The organism is Streptomyces sp. NPDC001903, from assembly GCF_042891345.1.
Classification (GTDB): domain Bacteria; phylum Actinomycetota; class Actinomycetes; order Streptomycetales; family Streptomycetaceae; genus Streptomyces.
Genome location: NZ_JBIASZ010000023.1, coordinates 29,198 through 54,359, shown reverse-complemented (window position 1 = coordinate 54,359; position 25,162 = coordinate 29,198). Strand labels below are relative to the sequence as shown.

Sequence of the window (25,162 nt, the reverse complement as noted above, 5' to 3'; positions counted from 1 at the left end):
GGCCGGCGGGGTCTGGTGCGTGCGTGCCAGACCCCGCCGGCCAGAAGGGACTTTGACGACACCCCCCGGGCCGCCCTCCCGGCGGGCGAGTTCGGCGAGGAAGGGCCGCTCCGGCCCGCCGCCGCGCGGGCTGCGCGGCGGCGGGCCGGGGCGGCTCCCGCGGCGCCCTCGTTACGGCGCCATCTCGTACGCCCCGGACAGCGCCTCGACCCGGTCCCAGACCCGGGCCGAGCGGGCCTCGTCGACGACCGGGCGCCGGATCGCGCCGAGCGCCCAGCTCTGCTGCTGCTCGGTGGCGGAGTCCTTGCCGTGCAGTTCGACGGCGTGCGCCGAGAAGTCCCGTACGAGGACGGCGAACAGCTCGTCCAGCACGTCCTCGTCGAGGCCGGTCAGCCGCGCCTGCTCCAGGATCAGCTGGCCGTGGACGACGAGCGCGAAGAGCTGGCCGACGGCGAGCAGGAGGTCGAGGTCGCGGCTCTGCTGCTCGTCGGGGGCCGCGGTGGTGACGAACTCGCAGAGCGCGTCGGCCTGTTCGCGGAATCGGGCGACGTTCGACACGGCGGCGTACGCCTCGAAGGCGGGGCGCCAGTCGTGGAAGCGGACGGAGCCGAGGCCCCGGGCCGGGCCCTGCCGGAAGAGGAAGTCGTCGTCGGCCGCGTCCAGGCGGGCCGGCACGGCGGGGTAGTCCACCGGGTCGAGCAGGTGGTTGCGCATGAACTTGAGGATCAGCGCGAGGTTGACGTGGACGGTGCCCTCCAGCTTGGGCAGTCCGCGGATCTCGACGGCGGCCTGGGCGAAGTAGTTGTCCTTCTCGAAGCCCTTGGCGGCGATGACGTCCCACATCAGGTCGATGACCTTCTCGCCCTCCGTGGTCACCTTCATCTTCGTCATCGGGTTGAAGAGCAGGTAGCGGCGGTCGTCGGGGCCCGCGGTGCGGAAGTAGTCGACGGCGCGGTCGCTGAACAGCTTCATGCCGACGAGGCGTACGTACGCGTCCGCCAGCTCGCGGCGCACGTGCGGGAAGGCGGTGACGGGACGGCCGTAGAGGATCCGGTTCTGCGCGTGGGTGACGGCCTCGTACATCGCGTGCTCGCAGATGCCGATCGAGGCGGTGCAGAGGTTGAACTTGCCGACGTTGACGGTGTTCAGGGCGGCGTCGAAGGCGGCGCGGCCGGTGTGCAGGACGTCGGTGGCGGCGACCGGATAGTCCTCGAGGCGGAACTCGCTGACGTACTTGGAGGAGTCGACGACGTTCTTCACCAGGTGGTAGGCCGGGTGGCGGCTGTCGGCGGCGAAGAAGACGTAGCCGTCCGGGCCCTCGACGTCGGTGCGGCGGCCGAAGACGGAGACGAGGCCGGCCGCGTTGCCGTTGCCGATGTAGTACTTGGAGCCGGTGGCGCGGAAGCCGCCGTCGCCGTCGGGCTCCAGCAGCATGTCGGTGGAGTAGATGTCGGCGCCGTGGGTCTTCTCGGACAGGCCGAACGCGAACACCTCGCCCTGGGAGAGGAGTTCGGCGGCCCGGGCGCGGGCGGCGGCGTTGTCGCTCTGCCACACGGGGCCGAGGCCGAGGATGGTCACCTGCCAGGCGTACCAGTAGTCGAGGCCGTAGAACCCGAAGATCTCGTTGAGGGCGGCGATCCGCGCGGTGTCCCAGCGCTTGTCGGCGTGGCCCTCGGCGGCGGAGGCGGGGGTGAGGAAGGTGGCGAACAGGCCCTCCTTCGCGGAGAAGGCGAGGAAGTCGCCGAGCCAGGCGCGGGTGCGGTAGTCCTCGATCAGCCTGCGCTTGCCGCGCGCCTCGAACCAGTCGACGGTGGCGCGCAGCAGCCGGCGGGTCTCGGGGTCGAAGTGCTGCGGGTCGTAGGTGCGCGGGTTGAACAGGAGGGAGTCGGCCATGGAGGTTCGCCTTCCGGAGAGGGTTGAGGGGTGAGGCGGGAAGCGCGGGGGGATGGGCCGCGGCCCAGGTCTGGGCCTAGGTCGCGGTCAGCCGGTGGACGGTGGCGAGCACGTCGTCGAGCCAGGCGATCGTCATCCGCTCGTACGCGATGCCGCCGCGGAGCACGACGTGCTGCAACTCCTGGCCGGCGTCGAGGGGTGCGGGGGCCTCGGGCCCGGTGAAGTCGCGCAGTTCCCCGGCGAGGTAGCGGGCGAGGCGCTCGGCGTGCGCCCCGCGGTGCCGTTCGACCTCGCGGACCAGTGCGGCCGGGTCGTCGAAGGCCGCACCGCGGATCTTGACGGCGAGGTCGTGGCGGAGGCTCTCGGGTTCGATCGGCTCGTGCAGCCAGAGTGAGAGGGCGGCGCGTCCCGGGTCGGCGACGGAGTACTCCTTCTTGTCCGGCCGGCCCTGCTGCGCCACCTCGCGGACGGCCAGCAGGCCGTCGGTCTCCATGCGCTTGAGGACGCGGTAGATCTGCTGATGGGTGGCGGTCCAGAAATAGCCGATGGACCGGTCGAAGCGCCGGGCCAGCTCGTAGCCTGACCCCGGCTTCTCCAGCAGCGAGACGAGGATCGCGTGTTCGAGCGCCATACCCCGATCTTTCTATGCACCTCGTTGCATAGACAAGTCGCAGCGCCCGGGTGAGACGCGGCTCACCCGCCGCCCGCCGCCGGCGCCGTACGAAGCCTTTACCCGCCCCTGATGGCATGCCCAGGTCAAATCTGCCAGGCTCGTCGGCGGTGTCGCCCCGACCCCTGGGGGACACGGCACAGACACGCACGGCACAGCAGATCTCACCCAGCGTTCGTGCACACGACACGCACAGCCCGCGGCCGCCCTCCGGCGCACCCGAGCCGACCGGGCGGCCACCGAGCAGGCCGGAATCCGGCCGCCTCAAAGGAGTTCCGCGTGAGAACGACCCCCCACAAGGCCCTCGCAGCGTGCATATCCGCCTTCGCCGCGCTGGCCGCCACCGCACTGTCCCTCACCCCGGCCACGGCCGCGCCGCAGCAGGCGCCGCGCGCGAGCGCCGCCTGCACCCCGGGTCAGGTGGTCGCCAACGGCGGCTTCGAGAGCGGCACTTCGCCGTGGACCCAGTCGCAGACCGGCCTCATCACCAGCCGCGCCGGTCAGACCGCGCACGGCGGCACCGCCTTCGCCTGGCTGAACGGTGTCGGCCGTACGCACACCGACACGCTCTCCCAGAGCGTCACGATCCCCTCCGGGTGCAGCACCGCCACCCTCACGTTCTGGCTGCACATCGACACCGCCGAGACGACCACGTCGACCAAGTACGACAAGCTGACGGCGAAGATCGGCAGCACGACGCTCGCGACGTACTCGAACCTCGACAAGAACACCGGCTACGCGCAGAAGTCGTTCGACGTGTCGGCCTTCGCGGGCCAGACCGTCAGCGTCGCCTTCACCGGCACCGAGGACTCCAGCCTCCAGACGAGCTTCGTCGTCGACGACGTCGCGCTCGACACCTCCGGCGGCACCACCCCGCCCGGGGACCCCACACGTACGCCGACCGCGCCCTCGTACACCGTCGACCTCAGCAGCAACACGAGCGGCACCGTCTGGACGGGTCACGAGAGCGCGAGCTTCACCAACGCCTCCCCCACCCCGCTCAGCGAGGTGTACCTGAGGCTGTGGGACAACTACCACGGCTCCTGTTCCGCCATGCCGATCACGGTCGGCAACGTCACCGGGGGCACGGCGGGCGCCCTCTCGGTCGCCTGCACCGCCCTCAAGATCGACCTGCCGGCTCCCCTGAACCAGGGCCAGACCGCCACCATCGGATTCGACCTGGGCATCACCGTGCCCAGCGGCGCCGACCGGTTCGGCTACGACGGCGCGTTCAGCATGCTCGGCAACGCCCTGCCCGTCCTCGCGGTGAGGGACGGAGCGGGCTGGCACCTCGACCCGTACACCAACAACGGCGAGTCCTTCTACTCGCTGGCCTCCGACTTCCGCGTGTCCCTCGACCACCCGAGCACCCTGCTCGTCCCGGCCACCGGCGCCTCGGTGGACACGCCGGGCTCCAGCGGCCGCACGGTCACCACGGCCACCGCCACCAAGGTCCGCGACTTCGCCTGGGCGGCCGGCCCGTTCAGCAAGATCTCCGGCATCTCCGCCGCGGGCACCCCGATCAACATCTACTCCGTGTCCGGCATCAGTTCGGCCGATTCGCAGTCGATGCTGACCACCGCCAAGTCCGCGGTGGACGCGCACTCGGCCCGCTTCGGCGCCTACCCGTACGGCGAGCTGGACGCCGTCATCGACAACAACTACTGGTTCGGCGGGATGGAATACCCCGGATTCGTCCTCGACCTGGTCAGCACCACGGCGCTCACGCACGAGATCGGCCACCAGTGGTGGTACGGCATCGTCGGCGACGACGAGTACACCAGCCCGTGGCTCGACGAGGCGTTCACCGACTACGCCACCGACCTGGCCCTGAACAAGACGGGCGCCAACTGCTGGAGCAGCGTCTCGTGGGCCTCGTCCGCCGAGAAGATCACGAACTCGATGGGCTACTGGGATGCCCACTCCTCGCGCTACTCCACCGTCGTCTACGGCTACGGCAAGTGCGCCCTGCACGACCTGCGGCGCGTCCTCGGTGACACGGCCATGGCCAAGCTGCTGAAGGACTACGCCGCTTCGCACTGGTACGGGGTCTCCACGACGGCCGAGTTCAAGGCCGCCGCGCAGGCCGCGACGAGCACCGACCTGACCTCCTTCTGGACCCAGCACCGCATCGACGGCTGACCCGACACCCGGGCCGGACTCCGGCCCGGCCACGCACCGCCGCGGTGGGCGCCTTCCGGTGCCTGCCGCGGCGGCTTTTTTATGCGCACAACAGTCTATCCGTCACCTGTGACATGTGAAATATTACCTGCGCTCCGACCCAACTCCCCGAAAGGTCCGCCACGTTGCGCAGACTCCCAGCGGTGGTAGCGGCGATATCCCTCGCCCTCCTCGCCACCCCCGCGCTCGCCGCACCCGCCGCCCCGCCCCCGGCGGCGGCGCAGCAGGCTCCCGAACTCTCCCCCGCACCGCCCTCCGCACCGCTGGAGGTCCAGCGCCAGAGCCTGCGCCGCCAGGCCCTCGAAGGCGTCGCCGCCGGCACCACCGCGGCCGAGGCGGACGGCACGCTCCCCCGCAAGGCCGCGGTGGGCAAGCGGTACGTCGAACTCGCGCAGGAGCGCAAGGACAAGATCTTCGTGATCCTGGCCGAATTCGGCGACCAGGTGGACAAGACCACGGAGTTCGAGGGCAAGCCGCGCTTCGGCGGCACGCCCGGCCCCCGCCACGACGCCATCGCCAAACCGGCGAAGACCGACAACCACACCCTGTGGCGCAAGGACTTCGACCAGGCCTACTACCAGAAGCAGTTCTTCGGCACCGACCCCGGCGCCGTCACGCTCCGCAACTACTACCGCCTGCAGTCCTCGGGCCGCTACGACATGGACGGCCAGGTCAGCGACTGGGTGCGGCTGCCGTGGAACGAGGCCCGGTACGGCACGGACAACTGCTCCGAGCCCGGCCAGTGCCGCACCAACTGGGACCTCGTGCGCGATGCCACCAACGCCTGGTACCACACCGAGCGCGCCAAGGGCCGTACGCCGGAGGAGATCAAGGCCCAGCTGGCCGAGTACGACGTGTGGGACCGCTACGACGCCGACCACGACGGCAACTTCGACGAGCCGGACGGCTACCTCGACCACCTCGTCGTCGTGCACGCGGGCAAGGACCAGACCTGGGGCGGCGGCGACCAGGGCAAGGACGCCGTGTGGGCGCACCGCTGGTTCGCCTACTGGGACCAGGCCGGCAGCGCCGGACCCGCGGGCAACAAGGCGGGCGGCGTCCCCGTCGGGGACTCCGGCATCTGGGCCGGGGACTACCTGACGGGCGGCGAGAACAGCGGAGTCGGCCTGTTCGCCCACGAGTTCGGGCACGATCTCGGACTGCCCGACCTCTACAGCTCCGACGGGGACAACAGCGTCAACTTCTGGTCGCTGATGTCCACGGCCTCCTACCTCGGCAAGGGGAAGAACACCACCGGGGACTACCCCGGCGACCTCGATCCCTGGAGCAAGCTGCAACTGGGCTGGCTGGAGTACACGGAGGCGGACGCGGGCCGCAAGACGCGCGCCGTGCTCGGAGTCTCGGCGTACAACACCGAGGATCCACAGGCCTTGCTGGTGCACCTGCCGCCGTCGGTGACCCGCACCGATCTGGCCGATCCGTACGAGGGCGCCAGCCAGTGGTGGAGCGGCACCGGCGACCTCATGGACAACACCCTGACCCGGACCGTCGACCTGTCGGGCGCGGCCGGGCAGAGCGCCCGGCTCGACGCCCGGGTCTGGTACGACATCGAGCAGGACTTCGACTTCCTGACGGTGGAGGCCTCGACGGACGGCGGCACCGCATGGTCCCCCCTGCCGGGCACGATCGGCGGCGCGGCGATCCCGGGGAAGGGCATCTCCGGCACCTCGGGCGGCTGGGCCGAACTCGGCGTGCCGTTGGACCGGTTCGCGGGCCGCTCGGTCCAGCTGCGGCTGCGGGTGACCTCGGACGGCAACACGCACGGCAAGGGCGTCTCCTTCGACGACATCCGGATCACGGCGGGTGAGCGGGAGCTGCTGCGCGACGGCGCCGAGGCGGGCGCGAACGGCTGGAGCGCGCTCAAGTGGTCGCGCACCGAAGGACGTACGGGAAGCGCCGAGCACCCGCGCGCGTACCTGGTCGAGAACCGGCGCTACACGGGCTACGGCGCCTACCTCAAGACCGGGCCGTACAACTTCGGCGCCGGGAACGACACGGTGGAGTTCTACCCGTACCAGCAGGGCGTGCTCATCTGGCTCTGGGATACGGCGTACAGCGACAACACCACCAAGGCGCACCCGGGCGCGGGCCTGCTGCTCCCCGTCGACGCACGGCCGGAGCCGCTGCGCAACGCCGACGGCACGCTGCTGAACGCGCGGGCGCAGACCTTCGACGCGACGTTCTCCACGCGGCCGAGCGACGAGATCGTCCTGCACAAGGCGGGCGTACCGGTGCTGATCCCGTCCCGTCCCGCAGTCCCCGTCTTCGACGACCACCGCGGCACCTACTGGAACGCCGACCTGCCGCAGGTGGGCGTGAAGGTGCCCGACACCGGGACGCGGATCGCGGTGGTGAAGGAGGCCTCGGGCGGCGCCCTGACCACGGTCCAGGTCAGCCCCTCCCCCTGACGCCGGACCGCAGGCAGCCGTCCGGTCCGGACGGCTGCCTGCGCGAGAATGGCCTGATGAGCGATGTGGGCGGGACCTGGGACCTGGACGACTGCTCCGACGCGTGCGCGCCTGAGTGGCTCGGCGGTCTGAGGGCCAATCCGGCCCTGCCCAACTCCGCGCTGGCCCGCTTGCTCACGGTCGTGGAGTCGCCCGGCCCCGTCTCCTCGGCGTGGCTCACGTGGCGCACCCTGGACACCGAGGGCGCCCGCATGGTGGTGGCCTCGCCGCAGATCGACCACCGGCTCCAGGCCGTGGAGAACCCGGAACTGGACGTCGACGTCCTGTCGGGACTGGCGCACGACGCGGAGCCCCGGGTCCGGTTCGTCTACGCCATGCTGGTCGGCGACTTCGGCCGCCGCATACCGGACGGGGTCTTGGAGACCCTGGCCGGGGACGTCCACGAACGCGTCCGGCGGGCCGCGACCGACCACCGGGAACTCCCCCTGGCCGTACGGGCCCGGCTCGCCCGGGACGAGAGCGCCCGGGTACGGGCCGGAGCGCTCACCCCGGAGCTGTGGCCCCTGCTCGACGCCGGCGTACGCGAGGCCCTGCTCGCCGATCCGGATCCCGTGGTCCGCGAGGCCGTCGACCGCCTGCTCGCCCCTGAACCCGAGCCCGAAACGGCTCCCCGCACCGCGCCCGAGCTCCGCGTCGAGGACCCCGACCCCTTCATGCGCCGGGCCGCCGCCGGGGATCCGGACGTACCGGCGGTCCTGGCCCTGCGGCTCGCGGAGGATCCCGACGACGGGGTCCGCCTCGCCCTCTCCCTGCGGGAGGACCTCACCGAGGAGCAGCGCTCCGCGATCGCCTACGTCGTACCCCACGGCTACCACACGCCTCCGCGCTGGGTGGTGGAGCGCGGCCACGAACCGGAGGTGGCCCGCCGGGCCGCCGCCTCGGGCCACGTGCTGCTGCGGCGGAGCATCGCCATGCAGCGGAGCCTGCCCGCCGATGTGGTGGAGCTGCTGGCCACGGACGAGGACTTCTTCGTCAAGCTCACCCTGTGCGAGTACTGCCAGGACGCCCCGCACGAGCTCGTGGTCGAGATGTACGCCCACTGGCACGGGCTCAAGTGGAGCTTCCTGGGCCATCACCCGAACTTCGCCCGCCCCGGCCTCGCCCGGTACGCCGACCACCCCAATCCCCGGCTGCGCCACGCCGCCCTGTCCGACCCCGACGGCGGCCCCGCGCTGGTGCTGCGCCTGGCCGACGACCCGGCGGTCTCCGCCTGGGCCGTCCAGGATCCCCGGCTGCCCGCCGGCGAGCTGCTGCGGCGGCTCGCCCTCCCGGGCAGCGCACGCTCCGCGGCGGCCAACCCCGCCCTGCCGCCCGCGGTGATGCACCGCCTCCTCGACCTGGCGGGGGTGGCCGGCGGGCACCCCGGGGAACGGCCTACCGGCTGAAGGGCCCGGCCGGGCCGAAGACGCGTTCCGCGAAGCGGCCGCCCATGCGGTGGTGGGTGGCGGCGTCCGGGTGGAGCTGGTCGGGGAGCGGCAGTTCGGCGGAGTCCGCCTCTCCGTAGAGCTCGCGGCCGTCCAGGTAGTGGAGGTTCGGGTCCTCGGCGGACCGCTGCTTCACGATGCGCACCAGTTCCTCGCGGATGACGTTCAGCGTCAGCTTCCCGGCGGCGCGCTCCGCCGGATCGCCCGCGGCGCGGAACCGGAGCCGGCCCTCGGCGAGGGTGCTGAAGTCGGGGACCGTGGGGCCCGGGGTGCCCTCGTGGATCGGGCACAGGACGGAGGAGACCACCAGCAGGGGCGCGGTCGGATGCCCTTCGCGGATCGTGTCGAGGAAGCCGTGCACGGCCGGGGTGAAGGCGCGCAGCCGCATCAGGTCGTGGTTGACGAGGTTGATGCCGATCTTGAGGCTGATCAGGTCCGCCGGGGTGTCCCGCATGGCCCGGGCGACGAAGGGGTCGAGCAGGGCGCTGCCGCCGAAGCCGAGGTTGACGAGGTCCACACCGCCGAGGGAGGCGGCCAGCGCCGGCCAGGTCGTGGACGGACTGTCAGCGTCCGAGCCGTGGCTGACGGAGCTGCCGTGATGCAGCCACACCGGGCGGCTGCCGTGCGGTACGGGCTCGACGGGGGCGTCGGTGCGCAGCGCGACGAGCTCGGTGAGCTCGTTGTACGGCAGCCAGATCTCGACGTCCTTCGGGCGGTCGGGCAGATCGCCGAACCGGACGGTGCCGACCGGGCCGGGCCGGGTCTCCACGGATCCGGTGGTCATGTCGACCGTACGGACGTTGCCGCCGGTCACCCCCGCCCGCGCGGCGAGGCGGCCGTCGACGAGCAGGTCGTACACGCCGTCGGGACGGGGCGGGGCGCCCACGTAGGCCATCTTGGTGCGGAGCGCGTCGAGTTCGACGACGGTGGCCCGGGTGCGGAACACCAGCCGTACGCCCGAGGGCTGGGCCTGCGCCATCGCCAGCTGCCCGTCGGCGTACTGCGCGCGGGCCCGCGCCGGGAGCCGGTGCGGGAGCAGCCCGTGCTCGGTGCGCTCCAGGTCGAGCGCGCCGCGCAGGAGCTCCGCGGTGAGGGGCGTGGTCAGCGATGCGGTGGTCGCCGCGGAGGGGTCGGGTACGGGTGCGTGCTGGTCGTCCATGACCCCAGCCTGTCAAACCGGATGCCGGATCCGCACGTCGGTTTGCGCGGCGAAGGCCACGGCTGCCGCCGCCGTCAGCCAGGTCAGGGCGTACAGCCAGCCGCCGAGGACGTCCGTGGGCCAGTGCATGCCGAGGTAGACGCGGGTCAGGCCGACGGCGACGGCCCAGCAGGCCGCCAGGGCCCAGCAGAGCCGGGCGGCCGCCGGGTTCGCCGTACGCCATGCCGCCCAGGCCAGCAGCCCGGCGACCAGGGCCGAGGTACTGGCGTGCCCCGAGGGGAAGGCGAAGCCGGTCGCCGGCGCGGCCCAGTCGGCCACCGGCGGACGCGGCCGCGCCACGCCGTACATGACGGCGTAGCGCACCCCCTGGGCCAGCAGCAGGAACCCCAGCGCCCCCGCGGCCGCCTGCACCCGGCCGCGCCTCCCGCGGCCCGCGATGAGCCCGGCGGCGACGGCGAGCGCGTACGGGACGGGTCCGCTGCCGGTCACCGTGATCCCGCGCGCGAGGGCGACGGCGGCGGGCGGGCGGTGCTGGACCGACCACCGGTGCCACTCCTCGTCGAAGCCGTACGGGGCGCCGTGCCGCGCCGCCACCAGGGCGGTCAGCAGGGCGAACAGGGCGGCGCACAGCCCCGCCGCCAGCGCCCAGCGGATCAACGCGGGCCTTCGTTCCGGGTGCTGCCGCCCCTCCTCGGGATCGTGTCGACGGCGAGCGGGGTGCGGCTGCGCGCCGAGAGCGGGAGGGGGAAGGGGGCCATGGGGACAACTCCCGTGCGGTGAGAGGACCGGAGCCGAGGACGGCACCCGGCCGACGGCCGACTACAGGTCCGTAGACGATCCCCGGCACTGTAGACGATCGCAGCGCACCGGCACGTTTCCCCGGCCGTGCGGGGGCCGGGATCACCCGATGTCGACCAACACCGGCGAGGCCCGTACGGCGGCCTCCGGCGGCGCGCTGCCCGGTACCGCGTCGCCGAACCCGGTACGCGTCCCGTGCGACTCAGGTCGCAGGGGCCACCAGACCCGAGGGGGACGCCGCGGCCCGGGCGGGCCTCGGACCATGGCGAGGTGAATGCGATGAACGCGCACGTGCCGATGTCCCTCTGCGAAATCCTTCTGGTGCTGGGCACCTTCGTGCTGGTCCTGGCACGGTGGCTGCCGCCCCGCCCCAGACGGCCCGCCACCCTCGCCGCGGCGGCCGTGGCCGTGCTGTCCGGGTCCGTGCTCGGCATCGTCGGGCTGCGCTGGCAGATGGTGCCGGTGCTGGTCGGCGCGGCCGTCGCGCTGCCGTTCGCCGTACCGCCGCTCCTGCGGCGGACGGCGCGCAGGGCCCCGTGGTGGCTGGCGCTGCCCGGTACGGCGGTGTGCCTCGCGCTGGTCGCCGCGGGTCCGGCGGCGTCCTGGGCCCTGCCCACCCCGGTGTTCCCCGAGCCGACGGGCCCCTTCGCGGTGGGCACCAGCGTCCTGGATCTGACCGACCCGGCCCGCCCCGAGAGCGCCACCCCCGCTCCCGACGACCGGCGTACGGTCGTCGCCCAGTTCTGGTACCCGGCGCGGAAGCCCGCCGCGGGCACTCCCCGCGCCCCCTACCTCGGCCGTACGCAGCGCGAGGCGCGCGTGGTCGGCGACGCCCTCGCGGACTACTCCGGTCTTCCCGGATTCCTGCTGGACGGTCTCCCGCGCGCCCGTACGCATGCGGCGTACGGCCTGCCCGTCGCCGACGGAGGAGAGCGGTTCCCGGTCGTGCTGTTCTCCCCCGGCCTGGGCGGCGTGCGCGCCCAGAACACCTTCTGGGCGGAGGAGTTGGCCAGCCACGGCTACGTGGTCGTCGGCCTCGACCACCCCTACGACTCGGCCGCGGTCGTGCTCGCCGACGGACGCACGATCCGGACACAGGTGAGGGCGACGGGCGACGACGCCGAGGACGAGAGGCGGGCGGCCGGCTGGACCGCGGTCCGCGCCGCCGATCTGAGCTTCGTACGGGCGCAGTTGGGCCGCATCCACAGCGGCGAGATCGCCGGCCCGCTCACCGGGCGCCTCGACACCGCCCGCGTCGCGGCGGCCGGCCACTCCCTCGGCGGCGGCGCCGCCCTCCAAGCCGCCCACCAGGACCGGGAGTTCGCCGCCGTCATCGACCTGGACGGCTTCCCGCACGATCCGGCCCCGCAGCCCTTCCGACAGCCGGTGCTCGCGCTCACGCAGGCCATCGGCCCGGAGACCGACCCGGACTACCTCCCCCGCCTCACCCGTGTGCTCGGCCTCAGCGGTGCCACGGCGTACCGCCTCACCGTGCCCCGGACCGCCCACCTCACCTTCACCGACGCCCCGTTGTACCTGCCGCCCCTCCCCTCGCTCGTCGGCTCCCTGGACCGCACGGAGGGCCCGCGCGTCACCGCCGCCGCCAGCCTCGCCTTCCTCGACGCCACCCTGCGTGACGGCCGGGGGGACCCGGCCGCCGCCCTGTCGGCGTACGGCGCCCTCTCCGTCCAGCGCCCCGGCGGGCCCTGAGCCTGTCAAGTCCACTGCGTGAACAGTCGGTTGAACCGCAGGGCGGTCCGGTCGCGCCGTGCATATGCTCCCTCCGTACGTCGTACGCCAGTACCTCGAAACGTAAGGGGACCGCTTCGTGAGCGTCCGCATCCAACCCTCCTCCCAGGTCGACGAGAGCGCCGAACTGGGGGACGGGACCACGATCTGGGATCTGGCACAGGTACGGGAGGACGCGCGGCTCGGGCGCGACTGCATCGTCGGGCGCGGGGCGTACGTCGGACCCGGCGTGCGGATCGGCGACAGCGTGAAGCTCCAGAACTACGCGCTCGTCTACGAACCCGCCGTACTCGGCGACGGAGTGTTCATCGGCCCGGCCGCCGTGCTCACCAACGATTTCTACCCACGGGCCGTCGACCCGGACGGCAAGCAGAAGCGCGGCGGCGACTGGGAGGCCGCCGGTGTGGTGGTGGCCGAAGGGGCCTCGCTGGGGGCCCGCTCGGTGTGCGTGGCCGGAGTCCGGATCGGGCGGTGGGCGCTGGTCGCGGCCGGCGCGGTCGTGTCCCGGGACGTACCGGACTTCGCACTGGTCGCAGGGGTACCGGCGCGCCGCATCGGCTGGGTGGGCCGGGCCGGGGTCCGGCTGGTGGAACGCGAGGGCGAGCCCGGCGTGTGGGAGTGCCCGCGCACCGGCGCGCTGCACGAGGAGCGGGACGGAACCCTGGCCGAAACGCCGGACAAGCGGAACTGACGGTACGTCGGCAATTTAGGTCAGTGGCATTTCCGCAAAACCGCAATCAACGAACATCCTTGGGCATACCTTGTCCCTGTACACGGGATCTGAGCAGGCAACAGGCTTTGTTCAGTGGGGGGTTGTACACGACGAGGGCATCGCGGACCAAGTGACGACGGACGGCGCGCAACGCGCCCGCCCGGCGCTGCCGTCCGCGCGTGCTCCGGTCCGGGGCATCGCTGGGGGGATCCAGTGGGCGGCCCCGGACGGTTCGTGCCATCGGGGGGAACCACACCGCCGGCACGTGCGCCGTCATGCGCGAACCCCTCCGCCGAACGACGACCGCCGGGTCTGTCCGAGGAGCGATCAGAGGGGGTAGGTGTGTTGGAGCCGTACAGCTCGGACATACGAAGTGCGCGCAGCACACGGGAAGCCGGGGTGGGGACCCGGTGACCGCAACACGAGCAGCACGATTAGGAGCACTGGCCCACGAGGACCCGGCGCTGCACGCGCTCGCCGAGCGCCTGCTCGCGCTGGCCGAGGCGGGACTGCCCGAGATGTACCTCCCGGGCGCCGACACCTTCGTCTTCACCCGGGTGGGCACCGTCACCTCCGACGGCGTCCGGCGGATGGAGGCCCGCGGGACCAGCACCCGGTACGCGGCCATCACCGCGCTCGGGGCGCGGTTCCTGCCCGAGGACCGGCAGCGCGCCCTGTTCGGCGGCCACAGCGTCGAGGAGTACGCGGGTCTGCTGGTCGAGCGGCTGCCCGAGGTCACGAACCTCGGCGACGCGGCGCTCATCGCCTGGGCGGCCGCCGAGACCGGGCACCCGAAACTGGCGGACGCCCTCGCGCGGGTGGCCGTACTGGACGTCCCCGGACGGCCGCAGTACACGGTCGAGGCGGCCTGGGTGCTCTCCGCCCTCGCCGCGGCCCGTACCGCGCTGGACGTGGAGGACCGGCTGACCGCCGCCCGCGACCGGCTGCTGGCGGCCAAGGCGGCCGGCAGCCCGCTGTTCCCGCACGCCACCGGTCCGGGACTGGTACCCGGCTACCGCTCGCACGTGGCCTGCTTCGCCGACCAGACCTACCCGCTCCAGGCCCTGGCCCGGCTGCACGCGAGCGGCCCGGACCCGCAGGCCCTCGCGGCCGCCGACGCCTGCGCCGCCCGGATCTGCGAGCTCCAGGGCGACGGCGGACAGTGGTGGTGGCACTACGACGCCCGCACGGGCGGCGTGGTGGAGGGCTACCCCGTCTACAGCGTGCACCAGCACGCCATGGCGCCGACCGCGCTGTTCGACCTCGCCGAGGCGGGCGGCACGGACTTCGGCGGCGCCATCCGCCGCGGGCTGCGCTGGATGGCCGACGTGCCCGAGATCAGCGGGCCGGACGGCACCCCGCGCGAGCCGATGATCGTCGAGAAGTACGGGGTCACCTGGCGCAAGGTCTACCGCGGCGATCCCGCGAAGGCCGTCCGTGCCGCCCGCGGGCTCACCACCAAGGTGGCCCCGCAGGCCCGGCTGGCCCCGCTCGACCGGGTCTTCCGCCCCGACGTGATCGACCGCGAGTGCAGGCCGTACGAGTTCGGCTGGCTGCTCCACGCGTGGCTCGGGGGGCTGGAGAGATGACCCGACCACAGAACCGGCAGGACCGGCCGAACCGGCCCTCCCGCCAGACCCTCTTCGGGGTCACCCTCGACGCCCTGACCATGGACGAGACGGTGCAGCGCTGCCTCGATGCCGTGCAGCGCGGCGAGCAGATCGAGATCGGCATGGTCAACGCCGCGAAACTGGTCAACATGCGGCGCGACCCCCGTCTCGCGGCGGCGGTCTCCGGCTGCGACCTCGTCCTGGCCGACGGCCAGGCCGTGGTGTGGGCCGGCCGGGTCCTCGGCGTCCGGCTGCCCGAACGGGTCGCGGGCATCGACCTGTTCATGCGGCTGCTGGCCGCCGCCGAGACGGCCGGCGTGCCCGTCTACCTGCTCGGCGCCCGCCAGGACGTCCTGGACCTGATGCTCGGCCGGATCGCGGAGCGCTTCCCGGCGCTGCGGGTCGCCGGGAGCCGCAACGGCTACTTCGACGACGCCGAACAGCCGGCGGTCGCCGACGACGTCGCGCGGAGCGGGGCCCACCTGCTCTTCCTCGGCATGACCTCGCCCAAGAAGGAGATCTTCACCGCCGGCTACGGCAAGCGCACCGGCGCCCACGTCGTGCACGGCGTCGGCGGCTCCTTCGACATCCTGGCCGGCATCACCAAGCGGGCCCCCGCGGTCTGGCAGCGCATGGGCCTCGAATGGTTCTACCGCGCCCTCCAGGAGCCGCGCCGGCTCGGCAAGCGCTACCTGACCACCAACACCGCATTCCTCCTCATGACGGTCCGCGAGCTCATCCGCCGTACGCCGTCCGCACTTCCGCCCGCCACATCGTCTGCCGGTTCCGCGAACAGGAGTCACTGATGCGCGTCGTCGTCGTGGGACAGGGATACGTAGGCCTCCCGCTGGCCATCAGGGCCGCCGAGGTCGGACACCAAGTGATCGGGTACGACGTGGACGCCCGGCGGGTCAAGAGCCTCGCCGCCGGCGAGTCGTACGTGGAGGACGTCTCCTCCGAGCGGCTGACCCGGGCGCTGGAGCGCGGCTCGTACCAGCCCAGCGAACTGGCGCGCGACTGCGGCGGCTTCGACGTCGCGGTCGTCACCGTCCCGACCCCGTTACAGGACGGTGCCCCCGACCTGCGCTACATCGAGGAGTCGGCGCACACGCTGGCTCGCTTCCTGCGGCCCGGCGCGACCGTGGTCCTCGAGTCCACCACCTACCCGGGCACCACCGAGGAACTGTTCGGGCCGATCCTGGAGGACGGCTCGGGCCTCACCGCCGGCGCCGACTTCCACCTCGGCTACAGCCCCGAACGCATCGACCCCGGCAACACCGTCTGGGGCTTCCAGCAGACGCCCAAGGTCGTCTCCGGCGTGGACGCCCGTTCGCTCAAGGCCGTCGAGACCTTCTACGCGGACCTCGTCGACAAGACGGTGCCGGTGAGCTCGCCCAAGGAGGCCGAGCTGGCCAAGCTGCTGGAGAACACCTTCCGGCACGTGAACATCGCCCTGGTCAACGAGATAGCGATGTTCGCCCGCCACCTCGACATCGACGTGTGGCAGGCCATCGAGGCGGCGTCCAGCAAGCCCTTCGGCTTCATGAAGTTCACCCCCGGCCCCGGGGTCGGGGGTCACTGCCTGCCGATCGACCCGTCGTACCTGTCCTGGCGGGTCCAGCGCGAACTCGGCCAGAGCTTCCGCTTCGTCGAGCTCGCCAACGACATCAACAGCCACATGCCCGAGTACGTGGCGCGCCGCGTCATGGACGCGCTCAACACCAAGCGCCGTTCCGTCAACGGCTCGAAGATCCTGCTGCTGGGGCTGGCGTACAAGAAGAACACCGGCGACGCCCGGGAATCGCCCGCGGTGCGCGTCTCCCAGCTGCTCCTGGACATGGGCGCGAGGGTGCGTGCGGCCGACCCCCACGTGGTGGAGGGCCTCAAGGTCGACTCCCGCCTCGTGCGGGTCGAGCCGACCCGCAAGGAGCTGGCCGCGGCCGACGTGGTCGTCCTGCTGACCGATCACGACGCCTTCGACTACGCGATGGTCACCGAGCACGCCTCGTTCGTGCTCGACTGCCGCAACCGGCTCTCCGGACCCACCGTGGAGGTGCTCTGACAGCATGCCCAGGATCATCTGCGTGGCCGGAGCACGGCCCAACTACATGAAGATCAAACCGGTGATGGACGCACTGGAGCGCCGCGGCGCCGAGGTGGTCCTCGTCCACACCGGCCAGCACTACGACGAGTCCATGAACGACGTCTTCTTCCGCGATCTGGGCATCCGTCCGCCCGACCGGTACCTGGGCGCCGGATCCGGTACGCACGCCCAGCAGACCGGCCGGGTGATGGCGGCCTTCGAGCCGCTGTTGGACGAACTGGCCCCGGACGCCGTGGTGGTGGTCGGGGACATCAACTCCACGCTGGCCTGCGCCCTGGTCACCGCGAAGGCCGGCCCGCTGCTGGCCCACGTGGAGGCGGGCCTGCGCAGCCGCGACTGGAGCATGCCGGAGGAGGTCAACCGGGTCGCCACCGACCGCGTCAGCGACTACCTGCTGGCCCCTTCCCCCGACGCGGCCGCGAACCTGCGGGCGGAGGGGTACCGGGAGGACCAGATCCACGTCGTCGGCAACGTCATGATCGACACCCTGCTCGCCAACCTGGACCGGGCCAGGGCCTCGGACGTACTGGACCGGTATGGGCTCACCCGCGGCGGGTACGGCCTGGTCACCCTGCACCGGCCGGCCAACGTGGACGATCCCGCGGCCCTGCGCGGCCTGCTCAAGGCACTGGGCGATATCGCGGAGCGCTGCCCGCTGCTGCTGCCCGTGCACCCGCGGGCGGCGCAGCGACTGGAGCAGATCGGGGTGCCCGGCGGGATCCGGATGGTTCCGGCCGCCGGATACCTGGACTTCATCGCGCTCCAGGATTCCGCCCGGGTGGTGCTGACCGACTCGGGCGGCGTCCAGGAGGAGACCACGGCCCTCGGCGTGCCCTGCGTGACGCTGCGGGAGAACACCGAGCGGCCGATCACCGTCGAGGAGGGCACCAACGTCCTGGCGGGGACCGACCCGGAGCGCATCACGGCCGTGGTGAACCGGGTGCTCGACGATCCGCCCGCCGCGCGCTGCCCCGCACTGTGGGACGGCCGCGCGAGCGAGCGCATCGCGCAGGTCCTGCTGGAGGGGCAGGCGGCGGGGTCGCGGCTGCGGCCCACCGACCTCGCCCCGTAGCGCCGGCGACGCGGCACCACCGCACCACCGCAGGAACCGGAAAAGAAGAGCAAGAACCGTAATCCGCACATGAGGAGAGCGGCGGCGCGTGGACTCCACGACGCCGCCGCGAGGGGGAAGACCATGGATCTCGCGGAGATCTGGCGGGTCATGCGCAGGCGCTGGTACGTGCTGCTGCCCGGACTGCTGCTCACGGCCGCGCTCATCGCGGGCGTGTACGTGCTCGTCCCGGTGGAGTACCGGTCGCAGAGCACCGTGACGCTCCTGAACTCGAAGAAGGCCACGGTGGCCTTCGACGGCAACCCCTTCCTGAGCACCCAGGCCTCGCTCACCGGCATGGCCGACGGCCTGGCCCGCAACCTGAACTCCGACGACTCCCGGGCCGACCTCAAGGCCCAGGGCGTCACCGGGGAGTACGAGGCGAAGATCGCCGACAACGCCCAGGGGCCCTTCATGTGGCTGAGCGTCACCGGAACCGATCCGGCCGCCGTCCTGAAGTCGGACCAGGTGTTCACCGCCTATGCCGAGAAGCGGCTGCAGGAGTTCCAGGCCCAGCAGTCGGTGACGCCCGAGGCCATGATCCGCATGGCCACGATCGTCCCGCCCCAGAAGCCGGAGGCGCAGACCAAGACCCGGCTCCAGTACCTGATCATGGCGGGGGCGCTGGGCTTCGTACTGAGCCTGGTGGCCACCTTCTTCGTCGAGGCGCGGCGCCGCAGGCCGGACAAGCCGGGCCGGCACCGGCCCGCGCCGGCCGAGGGCGCCGGGTCCGACGCAGCGCCCGACGCCGCCGACGCCGAGGCGGGCGGAACCCGTACCGCCCGCGCCTCCGCCGGAGCCTCGCCGTGACCGGGACCGGGACCGACGCCGGTGTCCAGGCACCGGCCGGGACCCCGCCCGAGGGACCCTCGCTGGGGCGCAAGGTCGGCTCCGCCGCCCGGTGGAGCCTGGTCAACACCGTGGTCATGCGCCTCGGCAACTTCGTCACCGGCATCATCCTGGCCCGCTTCTTCCTCGGTCCCGAGGCCTGGGGCGTGTACGGGATCGCCCAGACGGTGCTGCTGGTGCTGCTCTCCGCGAACGAGCTCGGCGTCTCCCTCGCCATCGTGCGCTGGGAGGGCGATCCGCGCCGCTTCGCCCCGACCGTGCTCACCCTGAGCGCCGCCTCCAGCTGCCTGCTGTACGCCGTCCTGTTCGCGGCGGCTCCGGCCGTGGCCCGGGTGCTCGGCTCCCCCGAGGCCTCCGGGATCCTGCGGGTGATGTGCGTGTGCGTGGTCCTCGACGGCCTGTCGCAGGTGCCCGCCGGATTCCTCACCCGGGAGTTCGCGCAGGGCAGGCGGATGGCCATCGACGCCGTCAACTTCGTGCTCAGCACCGGGGTGACCCTGCTGCTGGCCGTCCAGGGGTGGGGGGCGATGAGCTTCGCCTGGGGCTCCGTGGCCGGGAACGCGGCCGCGCTCCTCGGATGCTGCCTCGCCGCGCCCGGCACCCTGAGGTTCGGCTGGGAACGCGAGCAGGCGAAGGCGCTGCTGCGCTTCGGGCTCCCGCTCGCCGGGGCCAGCATGCTCGCCCTCGGCGTGGTCAACGTGGACACGATGGTGGTGGGTTCCGCCCTGGACCAGCTGGCGCTCGGCTTCTACGTGCTCGCCTTCAACATCTCGGGCTGGCCGGTGCGGATCATCTCCGAGGCGGCCCGCCGGGTCTCCTTCGCCGGGTTCTCCCGGCTGGCCGACTCGCCGGGGGCGCTGGCGGGCGGGTTCGGCCGCGCCCTGGGCGTGGTGATGACGGGCACCGTCCCGCTGTGCGTGCTGCTGGCCGCCCTGGCCTCGCCCATCGTCGGGCTCGTCTACGGGGAGCGCTGGCTGCCCGCGGCCGCGGCGCTGCCCTGGCTGATGGCCCTCGGACTCGTGCGGATCGGCTGCGAGCTGGCGTACGACTGCCTGGTGGCCATCGGCCGGCGCCGCTCCCTCATCGGAGTGCAGGGCCTCTGGCTCGTCCTCCTCCTCCCGGCGCTGGTGATCGGCGCCGGCGCGGGCGGGATCGTGGGGGTGGCCCAGGGCCACGTCCTGGTCGCGGGGGCGGTGGTGGTGCCGGTGTTCCTCTTCGCGCTGCACCGCGGCGGGGTGGCCCTGCGGACCGTGGCGCGGGCCTGCGCCTGGCCGTTCGCGGGCGGCGCCGTGATGGCCGCCGTGGTCCTGGGCCTGGAGCGGCTCCTGGGCGACGGGGTCCTCGCGCTCCTCGCGACCGGGGCCGCGGGCACCGTCTGCTACGTCGCCTGCGTCCTGCCGAGCCGCGGCTTCCTGCGCGGTGCCCCGCAGGAAGCGCGGTAGCCGCCGTGGTACGCGACCGGCGGCGTCTGGGAGCCTGGCTGCTGGCCGGGCTCGTACTGGCCGTCGTACTGGCCCTCTACGACGCCGACCGGACCGGGGTCGGCGAGAGCGCGGCCGGGCCGTGCCCGGACAGCGCCCTCCAGTGCCCGGGCGCCACTCCCCCGCCCCGGTCCACGCCGTCGGCCCCGCCCTCCGCGGACCCGTCCGCGTCGGGCGGCCCGAGCCCCTCCGTCAGTACGGCACCGGCCTCCGCCACGCCGTCGCCGGGTGCGAGTACGTCGCCCGCCGGCGGCCCCTGCTCCTCCCCCGGGGCCTGCGGATTCCCCGACGCGCGCACCACCGGGCCGCGGATCGCCCTGGAGCGGCACGACACGGGCAACATGACGGTGAAGACCGACGGCATGGTCATCAAGGGCTGGGACATCCACGGTTCCCTGGACGTCTACGCCAACGACGTCACCGTCATCGACAGCCGGATCACCTCCGCCAACTGGTGGGGGATCAACCTCCGCCCCGGCTTCAGCGGCCTGCGCGTGCTGCACACCGCCATCACCGCCGTACCGGGCAAGGGCCCCGACAACGGCGGCGTCGACTACGCGGTCTCCAACATGGGCGGCAGCTCGATCGAGGTCGGCTGGTGCGACATCTCCGTGTTCGGCAACGCCCTCTCCATGGGCCAGGGCGAGATCCACGACAACTACGTGCACGACATCGTCCCCTTCCGCAACCAGGGCGGCGAATGGCAGCACACCGACGCCGTCATCAGCGGCGGCGGCAACAAGGGGCGTCTCACCATCCGCCACAACACCCTCCTGAACCCCGTCCCCGTGCACCAGGGGGCCAGCGCCGCCATCGGGCTCTTCGCGGACACCGGCACCGTCTCCTCCGTGGTCGTGGACGGCAACTGGCTGGCCGGCGGGGCGTACGCGCTCTACGGAGGCGGGCCGGGAGCGACCGGGATCCAGGTCACGGACAACGTGTTCTCCGCCGAGTACCACCCGAACGCCGGCGCCTACGGGCTGGTGGCCGCCTGGAACGCGGGCGGCGCGGGGAACGTGTGGCACGGCAACCGCACCTCCGACGGCCGGCCCGTGGTCCCCGAGCCGTCCCCCTGACGATCGAACCGAGAGGACGTCATGCGCCGCATCGCGCGGGCCCCCTGGGAGCTGCTCAAGCGGGCCTTCGGCTGGCTGGTGCTCTTCGAGACCAGGAACAAGGTCCTGCTCGCCCCCTCCGCCCTGCGGTTGCGGCGCTTCGAGGACGCCGAGACCGCCCGGCTCGCCACCGTCCTGGGCAGCCCGCCGAGTGCCCTGGTGGCCACGGTGATCGCCACCCACCGGCGTCCCGAGGCGCTGCGCGCGGCGGTCCGCTCGGCCCTCGCGCAGACCGTCGCCGACCAGGTGGTCATCGTGGTGGACGACGGCGCGGGGCTGGGCGAACTGCCGCGGGATCCCCGGCTGTTCGCGGTGTCACTGGCCCGGAACACGGCCACGGCCGGAGTCGTGCGCAACGTGGGGATACGGCTGACCCGCTCGCGGTACGTGGCCTTCCTGGACGACGACAACCTGTGGGAGCCCGACCACCTGGAGCAGGCCCTCGCGGTGCTGGAGCCGCCCGGCGGGCCCGAGGCCGTCTACACCGCGCTGCGCCGGGTGCTGCCCGACGGCTCCGAACGGGACGTGCTGTCCGTGCCGTTCGACCGCCGCCGGGCCGCCCACGAGGCCTTCCTCGACACCAACGCCTTCGTGGCGCGGCGCACCCGGTCCCTGTACTTCAGCCGGCTGCGACGGACGCCCGAGGTGCTGCCGCGCGAGGACTGGGAGCTCGTACGGCGCTACGCGCGCCGCCACGAGGTCCGCCACGTGCCCCGGCCCACCGTCCGCTACCTGGTCAACCCGGAGAGCTTCTACACCGCCTGGGAGGGGCAGACGCCCACCGGGTGACCCTGCTTCCGGCCGGGGCCCGGCGAAGCCCGGCCCCGGCCCGTTCAGGTCCCGTTCAGGGTCCCGGCGTGGCGCGCAGTGCGGACGGGCTGGCCAGGGCCCGCGCCGCCGCCAGGCTCGCCGGCCGGCCGAGCGCGGCCCGTGAGGTCTCCCGCAGCAGTACGGCCCCGCGGAAGGCGGCGGTCGCCGCCGCTCCGTGCCGGCGGCCGTAGAGCCGTACGCGGTTGAGGGTCAGCAGGGTCCACAGCCGGGGCGAGACCTGCGAGTCCCCGCCGAGGTGCACCGCGCGGGCGGCGGGTTCGAGCCGGGTGGCGAAGCCGCGGTCCCCGGCCCGCAGGCAGTACTCGGTCTCCTCCGAGTACAGGAAGAAGGATTCGTCCCAGGCCCCGCAGGCTTCCAGGCAGTCGCGGGAGAGGGCCATGAGGGCGCCGGTCGCCCAGTCGGCGACCGTCGCCCGCTCGTACGCGGCCGGGTCGGTGACCAGTTCGCTCCAGCGCGGGAAACGCCCGGCCCGGCGGTTGCCGATCACCGCCTCGCCCAGGGCCCGGGTGACGCGCGATTCGCGGCGCAGCGAGTGCTGGAGGGTGCCGTCCTCCTCGTACAGCAGCGGGACGCTGATCCCGACCCGGCGGCCGCCGGACAGGGGTGCGTCCAGCGCGTCGACCAGGAGCCGGGCGCAGCCCCGCCGCATCCGGACGTCCGGATTGCACACGAGGGCGGCGCGCATCCCCCCTTCCCACGCGGCGGCGGCCTCCAGGGCCGCGTTCACCCCGGCCGCGTACCCGGCGTTGCGGCCGGTCTGGACGACCGTGGCCCCGGGGGCCAGCGAGCGGACGACGTCGACCGTGTCGTCGGCGGAGTCGTTGTCGGCGACGACCAGGCGCCAGTCGAGCCCGGCCATGCCCTCGGGCAGGGAGGCGAGGAACTCGGGCAGCACCCGGGCGCTGTTCCAGGTGACGACGAGGACGGCTACGGGACCGGCTGCGCGAGCTCGGTCCGCGTCTCGGCGGGAGGACATGGGGACTCCACGGTTCGGGGCTCCTGCGGCGCGCCGCGCCGGATGAAGCCGAGGTAACTGCCTCCGGCGGCGATCGTCAGGAAGAACATCCCGGCGAACATGGGGAAGCTGAGGGCGTCGAAGGTGGCGCCGCTGACGAGGGCGACGAGGGCGGAGGCGAAGAACGCCTGGCCCAGCTCCCGGTCGGACTCGTCGGCGGCGAGGCGGCGGATGGCGCCGCCCTGGTGGATTCCGGTGAGGAACAGCGCCAGGAGGGCGACCAGGCCGAGCAGGCCCATCTCCGCCAGGGTGAGCATGTACTGGTTGTCGGTGAAGAAGTAGAGGTCGGGCGTGAAGGTCCCCAGGCCCCGCCCGAACAGCGGGCGCTCCTCCAAGTAGGGCACGATCGCCGTGTACTTGACGGTACGGGCCTGGGTGCTGCTGTCGGAGTTCGACAGGAAGGACCCGAAGAGCGTGGTGATGGTGCCGATCAGCCCGGGTACGGCGACCTTGAAGCAGGCGACCGAGCCCATCAGCAGGCCGATCGCGGTCCAGCGGCGCTGCGGCTTCCACCGCGGCACCATCACCAGGACCACGATGAGCACCCCGATGATGGAGGTCCGCGACACGGTCAGCGGCAAGGCTCCGCCCATCAGGGCCACCGGCCCCCAGCGGCGCCAGCGGCTGAGGTGGCCGCGGACCGGGTCGAAGGCCTGCTGGACCGCGAAGGGCAGCATCAGGGCGAGCATGCCGCCGAACTCCAGTGGCTGGGCGGTGGTGGAGCGCGGCCGGGTGAACGCGCCGCGGTCGAGCGTGGTGATCTGCGCGACGCTGGAGTGGAGTCCGGGGATGCTGATGTGTTCGGCGATGTTTGTCGCGGTGAAGAAGTCGTAGTAGCCGATGGCGGCGACCACCGACCCCATCACCACGGCCCGCCTCAGCAGCACGTCGAGGCGGGCCCGGTCCTGGATGCCGGCCGAGACCAGCACGACGATCGACACCCAGACGAGCAGTCCGATCAGGCCGCGGTCGGCGCCGAGCACCTCCTTGTGGGTGCTGCCCCGGGTGGCGTTCGCAAGGTACGAGGCCAGCACGGAGACGGCCAGCAGCCACATCACGACCCGGGGCAGCCGGGTGCCCGCGGCGGGCCGGATCCGGCCGGTCAGCCAGGTCGCCAGGTACCAGAACAGGCAGAGGAGGGCGAACACGTTGGCCGGGGTGCCCACGCCGCCCATGCCCGGGAGGGTCAGGTTCGAGGGGATGAAGAAGGCCAGCCCCAGGTAGCCGCTGAGCAGCGCGGTGGCGTCCGGTTGCCGGCCCGGCAGCCTCCTGCGGCGCACGCGCGCCTTGGGTGCGCCGGCCGCTGCGGCGGCCTCGCGCCTGCGGCGGCGGGCGACCAGCAGGGTCTCCGTCACGAAGGAGAGCGTGAACCCCGCGGTGACCCCGGCGATGACCACCCCCAGCACCTGCTGGTAGCGGCTCTTGAGCTGGGGCACCGGGGTCTGCGGAAGCACCACGGGGGCCGTCTGGACGAAGTAGGCGGGCTGCACCTTGGCCGCCGCCTGGAGCGCGTTGAGCTGCTCGCCGGCGAAGGCGGTGAGCGTGCTGGTCTCCTTGAGCACCTTCGCCCGGTCGGTACCCGTGACGGTCAGCGTGAGCATCGGGCCCGAGGTGTTCGCGGCGAAGCCGACCGTGTACGGGTCGGTCACGCCGAGGCCGTGCAGGTCGCGCGCGGCGTCGGCCCCGGACAGGGTCCGGATCAGCACGTCGGCGGTGACGACGAGCGAACCTCCCGCGTTCGAGATGGGGTTGCCGAAGGCGGGGGCCAGTTCGGCGACCGCCGTGGAGTCGAGCAGCGCCACCGAGCTCTGCGACTGGTACGCGACGGGCACCGAGCGGTACAGGTGCAGGCCCGCGAGGAGTCCGATGACCGTCAGGGGCACCATCACGTACCAGCGGCGCCGCAGCACGGCGGCGATCTCACCGATGCTCACGAATGCCCCCTCGCGCCTGCCGGAACCGATGGCGGGC

19 protein-coding genes are annotated in these 25,162 nt (G+C 72.8%); 13 read left to right on the top strand and 6 right to left on the bottom strand.

The features are described from left to right. Positions 1-171 precede the first annotated feature (171 nt). Together ACFYZS_RS35260 and ACFYZS_RS35255 are read right to left on the bottom strand one after the other, a co-directional pair. Positions 172-1,893 carry an acyl-CoA dehydrogenase family protein gene (locus tag ACFYZS_RS35260; protein WP_389021973.1) on the bottom strand — a complete coding sequence of 574 codons (1,722 nt, stop codon included), beginning with the start codon at positions 1,891-1,893 and terminating at the stop codon, positions 172-174. A gap of 76 nt (positions 1,894-1,969) precedes the next feature. Beyond that, positions 1,970-2,524, bottom strand: coding sequence for a PadR family transcriptional regulator (locus ACFYZS_RS35255; protein WP_389021970.1), 555 nt, complete (start codon positions 2,522-2,524; stop codon positions 1,970-1,972). A gap of 318 nt (positions 2,525-2,842) precedes the next feature. Here ACFYZS_RS35255 and ACFYZS_RS35250 point away from each other — a divergent pair, with 318 nt between their 5' ends. The 3 genes from ACFYZS_RS35250 to ACFYZS_RS35240 all read left to right on the top strand — a co-directional run bounded on the left by ACFYZS_RS35250 (position 2,843) and on the right by ACFYZS_RS35240 (position 8,618). Next, complete coding sequence (locus ACFYZS_RS35250; protein ID WP_389021967.1) at positions 2,843-4,705, top strand: M1 family aminopeptidase; 1,863 nt, start codon at positions 2,843-2,845, stop codon at positions 4,703-4,705. Positions 4,706-4,887: 182 nt separating this feature from the next. Continuing rightward, entirely contained in the window at positions 4,888-7,173 is a 2,286-nt protein-coding gene (locus ACFYZS_RS35245) for an immune inhibitor A domain-containing protein (RefSeq protein WP_389021964.1), read from the top strand. 56 nt (positions 7,174-7,229) lie between these two features. Further along, complete coding sequence (locus tag ACFYZS_RS35240; protein WP_389021961.1) at positions 7,230-8,618, top strand: HEAT repeat domain-containing protein; 1,389 nt, start codon at positions 7,230-7,232, stop codon at positions 8,616-8,618. Here ACFYZS_RS35240 and ACFYZS_RS35235 read toward each other — a convergent pair. Continuing rightward, entirely contained in the window at positions 8,608-9,816 is a 1,209-nt protein-coding gene (locus ACFYZS_RS35235) for a GDSL-type esterase/lipase family protein (protein WP_389021958.1), read from the bottom strand. The two genes, ACFYZS_RS35240 and ACFYZS_RS35235, sit on opposite strands and share 11 nt — an antisense overlap. Before the next feature lie 12 nt (positions 9,817-9,828). After that, positions 9,829-10,473 (bottom strand): phosphatase PAP2 family protein, encoded by a 645-nt coding sequence (locus ACFYZS_RS35230; protein ID WP_389021956.1) that lies wholly within the window; start codon positions 10,471-10,473, stop codon positions 9,829-9,831. Positions 10,474-10,893: 420 nt separating this feature from the next. On the opposite strand from ACFYZS_RS35230, the gene ACFYZS_RS35225 reads away from it, so the two are divergent. The 10 genes from ACFYZS_RS35225 to ACFYZS_RS35180 all read left to right on the top strand — a co-directional run bounded on the left by ACFYZS_RS35225 (position 10,894) and on the right by ACFYZS_RS35180 (position 22,134). Next, positions 10,894-12,324 carry an alpha/beta hydrolase family protein gene (locus ACFYZS_RS35225; protein ID WP_389021953.1) on the top strand — a complete coding sequence of 477 codons (1,431 nt, stop codon included), beginning with the start codon at positions 10,894-10,896 and terminating at the stop codon, positions 12,322-12,324. 118 nt (positions 12,325-12,442) lie between these two features. Further along, a complete protein-coding gene (locus ACFYZS_RS35220) occupies positions 12,443-13,054 on the top strand; it encodes an acyltransferase (RefSeq protein WP_389021950.1) in 612 nt (203 codons plus the stop codon). A 431-nt stretch (positions 13,055-13,485) separates the two neighbouring features. Continuing rightward, positions 13,486-14,664 carry a hypothetical protein gene (locus ACFYZS_RS35215; RefSeq protein ID WP_389021947.1) on the top strand — a complete coding sequence of 393 codons (1,179 nt, stop codon included), beginning with the start codon at positions 13,486-13,488 and terminating at the stop codon, positions 14,662-14,664. Continuing rightward, positions 14,661-15,491 carry a WecB/TagA/CpsF family glycosyltransferase gene (locus tag ACFYZS_RS35210; RefSeq protein ID WP_389021944.1) on the top strand — a complete coding sequence of 277 codons (831 nt, stop codon included), beginning with the start codon at positions 14,661-14,663 and terminating at the stop codon, positions 15,489-15,491. The genes ACFYZS_RS35215 and ACFYZS_RS35210 overlap by 4 nt, the downstream gene beginning before the upstream one ends. Further along, complete coding sequence (locus tag ACFYZS_RS35205) at positions 15,491-16,747, top strand: nucleotide sugar dehydrogenase (RefSeq protein ID WP_389021941.1); 1,257 nt, start codon at positions 15,491-15,493, stop codon at positions 16,745-16,747. The genes ACFYZS_RS35210 and ACFYZS_RS35205 overlap by 1 nt, the downstream gene beginning before the upstream one ends. A 4-nt stretch (positions 16,748-16,751) precedes the next feature. After that, positions 16,752-17,861: a non-hydrolyzing UDP-N-acetylglucosamine 2-epimerase gene (gene wecB, locus ACFYZS_RS35200; RefSeq protein WP_389021938.1), complete on the top strand. Its 1,110-nt coding sequence runs from the start codon at positions 16,752-16,754 to the stop codon at positions 17,859-17,861. A 123-nt stretch (positions 17,862-17,984) separates the two neighbouring features. Beyond that, on the top strand, positions 17,985-18,710 hold the full coding sequence (locus ACFYZS_RS35195) for a chain length determinant protein (RefSeq protein WP_389021935.1): 726 nt from the start codon (positions 17,985-17,987) through the stop codon (positions 18,708-18,710). After that, positions 18,707-20,191, top strand: coding sequence for an oligosaccharide flippase family protein (locus ACFYZS_RS35190; protein ID WP_389021933.1), 1,485 nt, complete (start codon positions 18,707-18,709; stop codon positions 20,189-20,191). The genes ACFYZS_RS35195 and ACFYZS_RS35190 overlap by 4 nt, the downstream gene beginning before the upstream one ends. Before the next feature lie 5 nt (positions 20,192-20,196). Continuing rightward, positions 20,197-21,306 (top strand): hypothetical protein, encoded by a 1,110-nt coding sequence (locus ACFYZS_RS35185; protein WP_389021930.1) that lies wholly within the window; start codon positions 20,197-20,199, stop codon positions 21,304-21,306. A gap of 21 nt (positions 21,307-21,327) precedes the next feature. After that, positions 21,328-22,134 carry a glycosyltransferase family 2 protein gene (locus ACFYZS_RS35180; protein ID WP_389021927.1) on the top strand — a complete coding sequence of 269 codons (807 nt, stop codon included), beginning with the start codon at positions 21,328-21,330 and terminating at the stop codon, positions 22,132-22,134. Between the two features lie 55 nt (positions 22,135-22,189). Here ACFYZS_RS35180 and ACFYZS_RS35175 read toward each other — a convergent pair whose 3' ends face one another. Continuing rightward, the gene (locus ACFYZS_RS35175) at positions 22,190-23,152 is read right to left on the bottom strand and encodes a glycosyltransferase (protein ID WP_389021925.1); all 963 of its coding nucleotides are present in this window, start codon (positions 23,150-23,152) and stop codon (positions 22,190-22,192) included. Continuing rightward, entirely contained in the window at positions 23,104-25,125 is a 2,022-nt protein-coding gene (locus ACFYZS_RS35170; RefSeq protein ID WP_389021922.1) for an O-antigen ligase family protein, read from the bottom strand. Before ACFYZS_RS35170 ends, ACFYZS_RS35175 begins: the two co-directional genes overlap by 49 nt. Positions 25,126-25,162 lie beyond the last annotated feature (37 nt).

Excerpts from the sequence above, each read along its gene's own strand:
- ACFYZS_RS35260 (WP_389021973.1), bottom strand. The coding sequence starts at position 1,893 with ATGGCCGACTCCCTCCTGTTCAACCCGCGCACCTACGACCCGCAGCAC.
- wecB (WP_389021938.1), top strand. The coding sequence starts at position 16,752 with ATGCCCAGGATCATCTGCGTGGCCGGAGCACGGCCCAACTACATGAAG.
- ACFYZS_RS35205 (WP_389021941.1), top strand. The coding sequence starts at position 15,491 with ATGCGCGTCGTCGTCGTGGGACAGGGATACGTAGGCCTCCCGCTGGCC.
- ACFYZS_RS35180 (WP_389021927.1), top strand. The coding sequence starts at position 21,328 with ATGCGCCGCATCGCGCGGGCCCCCTGGGAGCTGCTCAAGCGGGCCTTC.
- ACFYZS_RS35210 (WP_389021944.1), top strand. The coding sequence starts at position 14,661 with ATGACCCGACCACAGAACCGGCAGGACCGGCCGAACCGGCCCTCCCGC.
- ACFYZS_RS35240 (WP_389021961.1), top strand. The coding sequence starts at position 7,230 with ATGAGCGATGTGGGCGGGACCTGGGACCTGGACGACTGCTCCGACGCG.
- ACFYZS_RS35195 (WP_389021935.1), top strand. The coding sequence starts at position 17,985 with ATGGATCTCGCGGAGATCTGGCGGGTCATGCGCAGGCGCTGGTACGTG.
- ACFYZS_RS35235 (WP_389021958.1), bottom strand. The coding sequence starts at position 9,816 with ATGGACGACCAGCACGCACCCGTACCCGACCCCTCCGCGGCGACCACC.
- ACFYZS_RS35225 (WP_389021953.1), top strand. The coding sequence starts at position 10,894 with ATGAACGCGCACGTGCCGATGTCCCTCTGCGAAATCCTTCTGGTGCTG.
- ACFYZS_RS35255 (WP_389021970.1), bottom strand. The coding sequence starts at position 2,524 with ATGGCGCTCGAACACGCGATCCTCGTCTCGCTGCTGGAGAAGCCGGGG.
- ACFYZS_RS35175 (WP_389021925.1), bottom strand. The coding sequence starts at position 23,152 with ATGTCCTCCCGCCGAGACGCGGACCGAGCTCGCGCAGCCGGTCCCGTA.